Raw genomic sequence first — 12,382 nt, forward strand, 5'->3', positions numbered from 1 at the left:
TATAAAATTTCTTCACCCACACCAGTTGACAAAGAGCCTATTTATTGAGAACCTTCATCTTTGGATTCAGTTGTTAAATCTTCAGGTTGTATCTGAACTTCTTGCAAGTTAAGTTTTTCATTAATTTGAGTTAAATCTTTCGTTAACGTCAGCGTTATTCCAATTGGATTTGTCAACAACTGTCCTTGTTGAATAGATTGTTCCAACACATATCCTTCTCCCATGTACTCGACCTGTAATCCTGTTAACATCGCAAACTGAACCACTTCATCTTTCGTCCACCCAGTAAAATTAGGTAAGGCATATGTTTTTGAGGTTTGAATAAACACCTTGCTTCCAACACTAACAGAAGACATTGCTTTTGGAGATTGAGCAAATATTTGCGTTCCATCCCCAATAATAATTGGTGTTAATCCTGCCTCTTCAATTTTTAGAACGGCTTCCTCGATTGATTCATTAATAATCTGTGGAACTTCTGTATTTTGATAAACATCAGCAATATCCACGACTGGTGTTTTTTCAGCTCCTAAATAGACTAACGAATTTTGCATAACAAAGCGATAAATTTGTCCTAATTGATCATGTCCACCTGTTTCAGGTCGTTTCATTGCAACATACATCACCAATTCCGGATCTTCAGCCGGAGCAAATCCGATATAACTATACAGATACTCATTGGCTAGGTAACCATTGGCTCCATCTGCAATCTGGGCTGTTCCAGTCTTCCCACCACTTGTAAAACCATTTAAACTATACGCAAGTCGCCCAGAACCGGTTTTATTTGAAGTAACACCAACCATTAACTGCTTTACCTGTTCAGCCGTTTGAGCGGTAATTGGTGTTTCTCCCAGTTCTGCTTTAAATTCATAAATTATTTCCTCAGTATTTGAATCATAGACTTGTGAAATCAATTGAGGTTTAATAATTTGCCCACCATTTAAAATAGCTGAAATAGCTTGAATATGCTGAATGGGAGTCGTTAAAATCCCTTGTCCAAATCCAGCCGTCATTTTTTGTGTTAAATCCCAATCTGTTGGCAATGTTCCAGCACTTTCTGATGGAAGTGGTAATCCTACCTGACTTCCAAATCCAAACGCTTCTAAATATTCAATATATTTATCCGGACTAATCCAATTCGTTAACATATCAATAATCGCAGTATTTGAGGAACGATAAAATCCTTCATCATACGTGATTGTCCCCCAAGTTGTATTATAGTCTCGAATCGTTGATCCATTAACTAAGCGAGATCCTGACTCATAAAACTGACTCCCTGAATACTTTCCTTCATTAATCGCTGCTGCGTAAGTATAAATTTTCATCGTCGATCCCGGTTCAAATGGTTCAGAGACAACTGGATTATTATAATTCTCAATATCTCGAATATTAGGATCAAAACTCGAACGGCTTCCCATCGCCACAATTTCACCCGTTTTAGGATTAGCCACAACAGCTACTAAACTTTCAGGGTTAGCTTGTTCCCAAACTTTATTCATCGCTTCCTCTAAAAAAGTCTGAATCGTTGAATCAAGTGTCAAATAAAAATCATAACCATGTTTTACTGGTTGAATCACATATTCTTTTTTATTGGGCTGTAAATAACCTTTTTTATCTTTAATATATTGGATAACTCCATCTTTTCCAGCTAAATATTCATCTAAATAAAGTTCTAATCCCATTTCACCCTTTAAGACATTTGTTTCTTCATTTAGCTTCGTATAACCTAGCGTATGCGAAGCGAAAATACCATTTGGATAAAATCGCTTAGTATTTTGTCGGAATCCAATTCCACTTAATCCTAATTGATCAATTTTTTCTTTTTCTAAATAGGTTAACTGTCGCCCTGCTGTCCCAAACTCTACTTGATAAGCATCTTTCGATAAAATTTCAACAATTTCTTCTTTTGACAAATCAATAACTGTACTTAATTTCTCTGCTGTCTCATCAATATCCTCAACCACGTCACCATACTCTTCGTATAAATTGGCGTATAAGGTATATGAAGTTAATTGTTCTGCTAAAGCATTTCCATCACGATCATATAAAGTGCCACGTCTTCCTGTTACAACTTCCTCGACTAAATATTTTTCAAGAGCAAATTCATATAAATCCGTCCCTCTTGTTTGTCCCGTTACCGCAATTTTAACAAAACAACCAGCTACATATAAAAATAGCACTCCAAAAAAAGCTGTCGTTATGAACAGTGTCCATCTCCCCAAGTTATTTAATTGTTGTTTCTTTCGTTTCACCTACATCAACCTCACAACTCATTCTCTTTCTTGATGTTAAAAATACGGAGAGTAACCGAAGTTACTCTCCAATCGTAATCGTATTCTCATAAGTTGAAAGACCATTTTCTTTCGCAATTTCCATCGCACGTGAATAGGTCGATAATTCTGAAATTTTTGAATATAACTCTTCATTTACGACCACTTGTTGGTCAATTTCAAGTTTCTTTCTCTCTACCTGATAATGAAGCTCATTAATTTGAGCATCTAAATACAGTTGTCCAATTAAAAGAAGAAATACTCCTACGACTGTCATCCCTACTAATCCTTGTAGTGAGTATAATCCTTTTTTCTTCGCTTTTCGTTTTTGAGTTGGTTTAACCGTTCTTCTTTGAAGCGGCTGTTGCTGTTCAACCTGTCTTTTTAATGGACTCATCTATTTTCCCCCTTATCCTATTTTAACTTCATTGCTACCCTTAATTTAGCAGAATGCGAGCGATTATTCTCTGCTAATTCCCCTTCGTCAGCAACGATCGGCTTACGTGTAATGACCTTAAATTCTGGCTGGAATTCCTCAGGAATAATTGGTAATCCACGTGGAATATCTTTCGCTTCACTTCTCTTTTTGAACATATGTTTACAAATTCGATCTTCTAATGAATGGAAAGTGATAACCGCAACACGCCCATTAATCGCAAGCATATCCATGGCATCCTTTAGAGCATATTCGAATACTTTTAGTTCATCATTGACTGCAATACGTAATGCTTGGAAGGTACGTTTAGCAGGATGTCCACCTTTTCGACGCGCAGGTGCAGGAATCGCAGATTTAATGATTTCAACCAATTCAAATGTCGTTTCAATTGGCTGCTTTTCACGATAGCGCTCAATAGCACGTGCAATCTGTTTTGAAAACTTCTCATCACTATAAACACGGAAAATAAATTCTAAATCTTTATATTCCCACTCATTTACAATTTCATAAGCTGATAATTCGGCTTCTTGATCCATACGCATATCTAATTTTGCATCATGGTTATAACTAAATCCACGCTCTGGTGTATCAAATTGTGGAGATGAAACACCTAAATCAAAAATAATTCCATCAATTTTTTCAACTCCTCGTGCATTTAACTCGTCCTTCAAATGAACAAAATTACTTTTAATAATCGTGAAATTATTTCCAATCGCTTGTAGACGTTTCGTTGCATTTTCAATAGCAAATGTATCTTGATCAAATGAATACAAATGCCCAGTCGTTAGTCGTTTTAAAATCTCGCTACTGTGGCCTCCTCCACCTAATGTGCAATCAACGTAAATTCCATCTTCTTTGATGTCTAAATTTTCAATTGATTCATGAAGTAATACTGAGTAGTGATTAAACATGGTTGAAACCTCCTATAAATCAACTCTTATATCAGTGATATATCAAGTTCTGTTTCTTTAATTTATCGATTATAACTAAATGACCTATCTACGATGAATAGGTAACATTCTTTCGTATCATCAGCAAAAAGTGTGTTTATCATGCATCCTCAACAAATATCTATTAATCTAATAATAAAACTATAAATGATGGCTTATATATCCACTTTTCACCACTAATTATACATTATCTCCATTGCATTTGAAATAAATTTGAAATGATTTATACAAAAAAATTCTAATGTTCCATCTTCTTTCATATAATGATCATTTAACTTTAAAAAAAGCTCCCCAAAAATTGGGAAGCTTTTTTCTATTCCTCTTCAAGCGCCATTTCAGCTAGTACTTCATGATATTGTTGGATTAAATCTTCAAAAATCTCTAATACTTCTTCACGTCCTTCATGTGTTTCAGAAGAATAAGCAACAAACACATCATTTTCATCAAAATCAAGGGTTTCCTTAATTAATTTTTCTTGTTTTTTATGTTGGCTGCGATTAACTTTATCTTTTTTTGTTCCAATCACTAAAGTTGGAATCTCATAGTATTTATATAAACTATACATCGCAATATCTTCTTGAGTCGGTTTATGACGGTAATCTACTAGCAAAACACCTAAGATTAGCTCATCACGTTCGACTAGATACTCTTCAATCATACGTCCAAATGACTCTTTTAATGAACGATTAACTTTTGCATATCCATAACCAGGAACATCAACTAAATACATCATATCATTAATGTTATAGAAATTTAATGTCTGAGTTTTCCCTGGACGACTTGATACACGCGCTAATTGTTTGCGATTTGTTAATGAGTTAATGAAAGAGGACTTTCCTACATTCGAACGCCCTGCGAAAATCATCTCTGGTAATCCGTCCGTTGGATAGTGTTCCGCACGAACACAACTTTTTACATATTCTGCTTTATTAATTTGCATATAATCAACACCTTATCGTAATGCCTGCTGTAATACTTCATCAATTGTTGAAACTGGGATAAATGTGATATCTTCTTTCACACTTTGTGGGATATCATCTAGATCTTTTTCGTTATCTTTTGGCATAATAACAACTTTTAATCCCGCACGATGAGCCGAAATTGATTTTTCTTTTAATCCACCAATTGGTAACACGCGGCCACGTAATGTTACTTCACCTGTCATCCCAACTTCACGCTTAACAGATTTTTTCGCTAATGCTGAGACAAGAGCTGTTGTCATCGTTACCCCAGCAGATGGGCCATCTTTTGGAGTTGCTCCTTCTGGAACATGGATATGAATATCATGATCTTTAAACATTAATGGATCAATTCCGAAACGTTCTGCATTCGCACGAACATAACTAATCGCTGTTTGTGCAGATTCTTTCATCACATCTCCCAATTTACCTGTTAAAACCATTTTCCCAGTTCCTTTATAATACGTCACTTCGACTGGTAAAATATCACCACCAAATTGTGTATAAGCTAATCCAGTTACCACTCCAATTTGGTCTTCTTGTTCCACTAATCCATGAGTAAACTTATGTTTACCAAGTAATGAAACAAGCACTTCTGAGTTGACATGAACAGTTTCTAACTTTTCAGTCAATAATTTTCTAGCTACTTTACGACAAATTGATCCAACTAATCGTTCAAGCTGTCGAACTCCCGCTTCACGTGTGTAATATTGAATCATTTCCATAACAACACCATCAGCTACTGTTAATTGCTCAGTTGTTAATCCATGTGCCTCTAATTGACGTGGAATTAAATAACGCGTTGCAATTTCAGCTTTCTCTTGCTCTGTATAACTATCTACATGAATGATATCCATACGATCGCGAAGTGGTGCTGGAATATTTTCTAAATAGTTAGCTGTTGCAACAAATAAAACTTGTGATAAATCATACTCTTCTTCTAAGTAATGATCACTGAAATGACTGTTTTGTTCAGGGTCTAAAACTTCTAACATCGCAGAAGCTGGATCGCCTTTATGATCACTTGCCATTTTATCGATTTCATCTAATAAGAAAACCGGATTTGTTGTTCCAGCTTTTTTCATCGCTTGAATCATACGCCCTGGTAATGCGCCTAGATAAGTACGACGATGGCCTCGAATCTCAGATTCATCTTTGACACCACCTAGGGAAACTTTCACAAACTTACGTCCTAAAGCATCAGCAATTGAACGCGCTAATGATGTCTTTCCTACACCTGGAGGACCAACTAAACATAAAATTGTTGATGGATTTTTCCCTGTCATTGTTTTAACCGCTAAATACTCTAAAATACGTTCTTTTACTTTTTCTAAACCGAAATGTTGATCATTTAATGTTTGTTCAGCAAATAAAATATCTTTATTATCTTCTGTTTGTACGTTCCATGGTATTGCTACTAACCATTCTAAATAAGTACGTACAACCCCTGCCTCACTTGAATTAGCCGGTAACATCTCAAAACGCTTAATTTCTTCGAGTGCCTTCTGTTTCACTGCTTCCGGCATTTGTAACGACTGCACTTTCTCTCGGAACTCTTGGCTCACCGATTCTTTCGAATAGTCATCACCTAGTTCCTTTTGAATAGCTTTCATTTTTTCACGTAAATAAAACTCTTTTTGATGTTCATCAAGCGAACGCTTAACCTCTTGATTAATCTTCATTTCTAATTGTGCAATATGCTTTTCTTTTTCAATTTCTTTTAAAAGAGCCGTTAAACGTTCCTCAACTGAAGTCATTTGTAAATACTTCATTTTATCTTCTTCAGAAATTCTTAAATAAAAAGCGATAATATCTGAAATCTTTTCTGCTGTTTCTGCCCCATCAATTAACGCTGTGACATCAGCTGGATGTGCAAATAATAAACTTCCATGTTCAGATACTTCCTCCATTAATAAACGAAGCATCGCCTCTTCTTGATCAGAATCCATTAAAACGGATGGCATGGTTTTAACCACTGCTTCAAAGTACGGTTCAAGCTGCGTATACTCTTCAACTTCAATACGAGCAATCGAATTAAACTTAACTTTATAATGCCCATTTGGAAGTTTAATTTTCATTGTAATTTTAGCAATCGTCCCGTATTGGAATAAATCATCACTTTGAGGCGTTTCTACATTTGGATCCACTTGAGAAACTAATACCACATAATTTCCATTAGCTTCACATGCTTCTAATGCCTCAATCGATTGTGGACGACCGATTTCTAAGCGAACTTCTGTATTTGGTAATGAGATGACGCCGCGAACTGGTAAAACAGGCAACGTATGCATCTCGACACTGTTTACATCTATTCTCATTTCCACTCACCTCACTAGTACTTTTAACACCACATATTTTGGTCGATAACAGGAATTTCATGTTGACATTCACTGTTGTACGGTTAATTTTCGATCAACAACTTCAAGTTATATCATAAGCGGACACTTCAGATGATATAGAAAAGGAAGCTATTCGCTTCCTTACTCTATCTTCTATTATAGCACAAAAAACTTTAAAAATATTAGTAAATACTAATTATGCTACATCATTTTTAAAAACTAATGTCGGTTTTTCATTATGCACAATCACATCACGTGTGATAATACATTTTTCAATATTATCTGTTGATGGGATTTCAAACATAACATCTGTCATGATTGACTCAATGATAGAACGTAATCCACGAGCTCCGGTTTTACGTTCAACTGCTTTTTCAGCAATAGCTGAAATCGCTCCTTCATCAAACTCTAATACAACATTATCCATTTGGAAGATTTTTTTATATTGTTTCGTCAATGCATTTTTTGGTTCTGTTAAAATACGTACTAAATCCTCTACCTCTAATGGGTTTAATGCTCCAATAATCGGGAAACGTCCAATAAACTCTGGAATTAATCCAAACTTTAAAAGATCATCCGGTTGGATATGACTGTAGATTTCTTTTTTACTCATGTTATTAGCTTTTGAATCCGCTCCAAATCCAATGACTTTCTTACCGATACGACGTTTAACCACTTCTTCAATTCCAGCAAAAGCTCCACCAGCCATGAATAAGATGTTTGTTGTATCAATTTGAATGAACTCTTGATTTGGATGCTTACGTCCACCTTGTGGTGGAACATTGGCAACAACACCCTCTAAAATTTTTAATAAGGCTTGTTGAACCCCTTCACCCGAAACATCACGAGTAATTGACGGATTATCTGAGCGACGAGCAATCTTATCAATTTCATCAATGTAGATAATTCCACGTTGAGCTTTTTCAACATTAAAATCAGCAGCTTGTAACAAGCGAAGTAAAATGTTTTCAACATCTTCTCCAACATATCCCGCTTCTGTTAATGATGTTGCATCGGCAATCGCAAATGGGACATCTAACACTTTGGCTAAAGTTTGTGCTAATAACGTTTTTCCACTACCTGTTGATCCTAGTAATAAGATATTACTTTTTGAAATTTCAACATCGTCGTTAGCTTCACTATTTGAAGTTAGGCGCTTATAGTGATTATATACCGCTACAGCTAATACTTTTTTAACATCCTCTTGACCAATGACATACTCATTTAATAGTTCATAAATTTCTTTTGGTTTTGGTAAAGTTTTAAATTCTTCACTTAACTCATCAGACTGTTCATTTTCAATAATTTCCGAACACATTTGGATACATTCATCACAAATATACACCCCAGGTCCAGCAATTATTTTATTGACTTCATCATGACTTTTCCCACAAAATGAGCAGGTAATATCAATATTATTCATCCTTTACACCTCCATACAGTGACAAATCTCATTATTGAGTAACTACTATCAATATATTCAGCTACCCTCCAAATTATTAATGTCCATTTTAGACATTTTTTGCAACCTCTTATATTGCACAAAATGAGGCACGAATGCTACGCGCCTCATTAAAAATAATGATCAAATAAATCAATTAATTATTTACGAACTGCTTTTTCAACGATGAAGTCAACAGCTTTTTGAACTTTTAAGTCTTCTTTTAACATTGCTAAGCTTGGTAATTGAGCTTTTAACTCTTCTAATTCACGTCCGTATGCTTGAGCAATTTCAGATAATTTTGCGTTCACTTCTTCTTCAGTTACGTCGATGTTTTCAGCTTTAACGATTGCTTCTAATGTTAAGTTGTAGCTTAAACGTTTTTCTGCTTCAGGGCGTAATTGAGCTTTGAATTTATCCATATCCATTCCTGTGAATTGGAAGTATAAATCTAAGTTAAATCCTTGCATTTGGAAACGTTGGTCAGCTTCACGAACCATTTGAGCAACTTCTCCCTCGATCATTTCAGCTGGGATTTCGAATTTAGCATTTTCAGTTGCTTTTTCAACTACTGTATCGATGACATGGTTACGAGCAGCAGTTTCTTTTTGAGCTTTGATTGATTTTTCTAAATCTGCTTTTAAGTCAGCAACTGTTTCGATTCCTTCACGATCTAAATCTTTAACAAATTCATCGTCTAATTGTGGTAATTCGCGAGTTTTTACTTCGTGTAATGTTACTTTGAATACTGCTTCAGCTCCTGCTAAATCAGCTGAATGATATTGTTCTGGGAAAGTTACTGTGATTTCTTTAGTTTCTCCAGCATTCATTCCTACTAATTGCTCTTCGAATCCTGGAATGAATGAGTTAGATCCGATTACTAATGGATGGTTTTCACCTTTTCCACCTTCGAATGCTACACCATCTTTAAATCCTTCGTAATCGATAACTGCAGTATCACCATTTTCAACTGCACCTTCTTTTACTACGATTTCAGCATGGTTTTGTAATAATTTTTCTAATTCAGCTTCTACATCTGCTTCTGTTACTTCAGTTGATAATTCTTCAACTTCGATTCCAGTATATTGTCCTAATTCTACCTCTGGTTTAACAACAACTGTTGCTTCAGCAACTAATTCTTGTCCTTTTCCAATTTGTTTGATATCCCAAGATGGTGCTGCAACTGGAGCAATGTTTGTTTCAGCAACTGCATCCATGTATGCTTTTGGTAATAATGCATCTAATGCATCTTCGTATAATGCTTCAACACCAAATTTTTGTTCAAACATTGGACGAGGCATTTTTCCTTTACGGAATCCTGGTGCTTGTAAATTTTTTGATACTTTTTTAAATGCAGCATCTAATGCTTTATCGAATGATTCTGCTGAAAGAGTGATTGTTAATTTTACTTTATTAGTTTCTACTGTTTCAACTTTAACTGACATGTCTAATAACCTCCATCTATTAACGTTGCGTTTACATCTTTGTAACAACTTTTAAATTATAACATAGGCTTTTCCTAATTTCTACATTAATGATGATAAACTTAGGATATACTGACTCATTTTGTATGTGATGTCAGTCATTGTATTTAATTTATCATCAAGCCCCTTTTGCTGCCTAACTAACTCCAGTTCAATCCCTAAGAGCATACGAGCTAATTCTTGGACGACTTCCCCTGGATTAACTTCATCTACAAACGGAAAGAGACACTGGTAAAAGAAGATTAGATGTTGTTTGAGTAATTGCCTTGTGTCCTCATCCACCTCAATTTCAAAGAGAAGGTGAATGGCCTGATTGAGTTGCTCATAAAATTCATCTAAACTATCTGCAGTTGTTTTAAGTTGTCTACTCATCATTTCACTATCAAAATTCACTTCACATTCAATTCCCTTTTGTACTAATAATTCAAATAACATGGTTTTGATAATAGGCTGAGAACAATTATTTAAAATAGACTCAAATTCCTCTTGAAATAACGTTAATTGAATCGGGTCAATTGCCTGCAAATCAGATAACACCATCAATCGGGTCTCAAAGCTAGATTCATTTTTTAACACTTGAATTTTTTTATCAATCGTTTCATACCAATAACTTTCATAGTATGTTTTTAATTGATAAACCAATTCAATGAGGTTCTTATTCGTTAAAACGTTTAACCCTAACTCTCGACCATATTCTAACTGCTTGGTCTCTACTACATCACCTGGAAGTTGAAACATCGTGACTAATATATCATGGGCCGCTACAATTAAGTCTAAACAATTTGCCGCTTTTATTTCTAAAATAAGTGCCTCACACATTTCAAATTCGCCTTTTAACATATAGGCCGTAATCAATTGCTTTTTCACTTCGAACTCAATCTTTTGATCTTTAACAACTTCTAAAAAATCTTCTAATAAACAAATTGCTTGGTCAATATAACCCTTTTCCATTAATTTAGTTGCTTGATCGATCTTTTCTTCATAATTTGTCGGGAAGTCATAAATCATTGCCATCTTTTCACCTCATGCGTTTATCTTGTAAACAACCCTTGTTTAATATTCACTTGAGTTTAGTTTTTTTCCGTTTCATCTTCCTTTTTAAACAACAAAAAAAGAACTACAATTATGTAGTTCATTATCTTCTATCAAATGGCATCCCGGGAGGGATTCGAACCCCCGACCGACGGCTTAGAAGGCCGTTGCTCTATCCAGCTGAGCTACCGAGACATTTTTTATTCAAAAACATTAAACAAACGACCAACATCGGACGTTAATATACACCTAACGCTTAGACATTAAAAAAACTACACCGTTGTAGTCATTTAGTTCAATTAAGTGGCATCCCGGGAGGGATTCGAACCCCCGACCGACGGCTTAGAAGGCCGTTGCTCTATCCAGCTGAGCTACCGAGACATTTTTTGTTTTGTTTTCCACATTGATTATTTTAAACCATTTACTGACGTTTGTAAACAATTTTTTCACTTATTTATTCATGAATTTTTTTCCAATTAAAAGAGTTAGATAAATGATCAAAAGGTTTATCTAACCCTATCCCTTATTAAATGAAAATATTTTTTTATTAGTCAACTCTGCCTCAATAGCTGGTTATCGATGAATTAAAATAAAGTCTAATTCTGATAATGACTTTAACTAGTTTAAAAAAGAGGGGAATTTTAGAATTCCCCCCCTCTTTTTATTTTAGATATATTAGAGAATTATATAATTATGAAAACAGTAGTGTATTTCATCCCTGGATATCAGTCTTAGTTGCTCAATTGCTTTAATACTAAAACTGACGATAGTCCAACTAAAAGTTTTCCAATATAAAAAACTTCTCCGGACTTATATTGATTTTCCTTTGATATTAACAAACTCATCTATACTAACTTAACCTAATGGGAATTCTTTATGATCTAACACTTGGCTAGGAACATGAACACACTGAATATCATAAGGCCCATATTGTATCACTTCTAGTTTTTTAACCCATACCCAACGGTCATAAGGAAATAATTTAATAACTTCAGCATATTCATGAGAAAAATCATCTAAATAAGCTTGACACTCTGCTTCTGTATGAAACGGCATTTCAATTTTAATAAACGAACGTTTATATTCCTCTACTTTTTGTTCAACAAATGAGGCTAATAAGAAACCACTTAATGCTAACTCACGTTGACCCCAAGCTGAAATCTTACATTCAACCTCTTGTAGTGATTGATTAAAAACATCTTCACTCATCATTTGATTCACTGTAGGTTTCCAATATACGTTCATAATTGATCCCTCCAAATGGTTTCATTAGACGCCTTTTCTTTTCTGCTAATCTCACTCATTCATCGGATCACCACACTGATTTTTTTATTATCTGTTGTTAATGAGATTACCCCCCAAAAAAAGAAAGCGTTTTATATTTATAATATACGCATCTTTTTTAAAAAAATGAGTATTATTTGTTGATTTTTTTGTATTTTTTCTATTTTTTTCGTAACTATTCAGCCTAGTA

The 12,382-nt window shown here is 34.7% G+C and carries 9 protein-coding genes and 2 tRNA genes; all 11 read right to left on the bottom strand.

The annotated features are described in order from the left end of the window. Positions 1–41 precede the first annotated feature (41 nt). The gene (locus tag NEH75_RS12845; protein WP_262948980.1) at positions 42–2,249 is read right to left on the bottom strand and encodes a penicillin-binding protein; all 2,208 of its coding nucleotides are present in this window, start codon (positions 2,247–2,249) and stop codon (positions 42–44) included. 61 nt (positions 2,250–2,310) lie between these two features. Continuing rightward, on the bottom strand, positions 2,311–2,664 hold the full coding sequence (locus NEH75_RS12850) for a hypothetical protein (protein ID WP_055243195.1): 354 nt from the start codon (positions 2,662–2,664) through the stop codon (positions 2,311–2,313). A gap of 17 nt (positions 2,665–2,681) precedes the next feature. Further along, positions 2,682–3,614, bottom strand: coding sequence for a 16S rRNA (cytosine(1402)-N(4))-methyltransferase RsmH (gene rsmH, locus NEH75_RS12855; protein ID WP_055243196.1), 933 nt, complete (start codon positions 3,612–3,614; stop codon positions 2,682–2,684). Positions 3,615–3,966: 352 nt separating this feature from the next. Further along, positions 3,967–4,593: a ribosome biogenesis GTP-binding protein YihA/YsxC gene (yihA, locus tag NEH75_RS12860; protein ID WP_212725226.1), complete on the bottom strand. Its 627-nt coding sequence runs from the start codon at positions 4,591–4,593 to the stop codon at positions 3,967–3,969. 12 nt (positions 4,594–4,605) lie between these two features. Next, positions 4,606–6,930, bottom strand: a complete 2,325-nt coding sequence (gene lon, locus NEH75_RS12865; RefSeq protein ID WP_055304641.1) for an endopeptidase La — start codon at positions 6,928–6,930, stop codon at positions 4,606–4,608. Positions 6,931–7,147: 217 nt separating this feature from the next. Next, positions 7,148–8,374 (bottom strand): ATP-dependent Clp protease ATP-binding subunit ClpX, encoded by a 1,227-nt coding sequence (clpX, locus tag NEH75_RS12870; protein WP_055243199.1) that lies wholly within the window; start codon positions 8,372–8,374, stop codon positions 7,148–7,150. A gap of 179 nt (positions 8,375–8,553) precedes the next feature. Beyond that, the gene (gene tig, locus NEH75_RS12875; RefSeq protein WP_055243200.1) at positions 8,554–9,837 is read right to left on the bottom strand and encodes a trigger factor; all 1,284 of its coding nucleotides are present in this window, start codon (positions 9,835–9,837) and stop codon (positions 8,554–8,556) included. Between the two features lie 81 nt (positions 9,838–9,918). After that, on the bottom strand, positions 9,919–10,890 hold the full coding sequence (locus NEH75_RS12880; RefSeq protein WP_068758808.1) for a hypothetical protein: 972 nt from the start codon (positions 10,888–10,890) through the stop codon (positions 9,919–9,921). 136 nt (positions 10,891–11,026) lie between these two features. Next, positions 11,027–11,103: transfer RNA gene (locus NEH75_RS12885), tRNA-Arg, on the bottom strand. A 109-nt stretch (positions 11,104–11,212) separates the two neighbouring features. Further along, positions 11,213–11,289: transfer RNA gene (locus NEH75_RS12890), tRNA-Arg, on the bottom strand. A 474-nt stretch (positions 11,290–11,763) separates the two neighbouring features. Then, positions 11,764–12,153, bottom strand: coding sequence for a hypothetical protein (locus NEH75_RS12895; protein WP_262948984.1), 390 nt, complete (start codon positions 12,151–12,153; stop codon positions 11,764–11,766). Between the last annotated feature and the right edge of the window lie 229 nt (positions 12,154–12,382).

This window comes from Turicibacter sp. T129, assembly GCF_025594975.1.
In the GTDB taxonomy this organism is placed as follows: Bacteria; Bacillota_I; Bacilli_A; order MOL361; family Turicibacteraceae; genus Turicibacter; species Turicibacter bilis.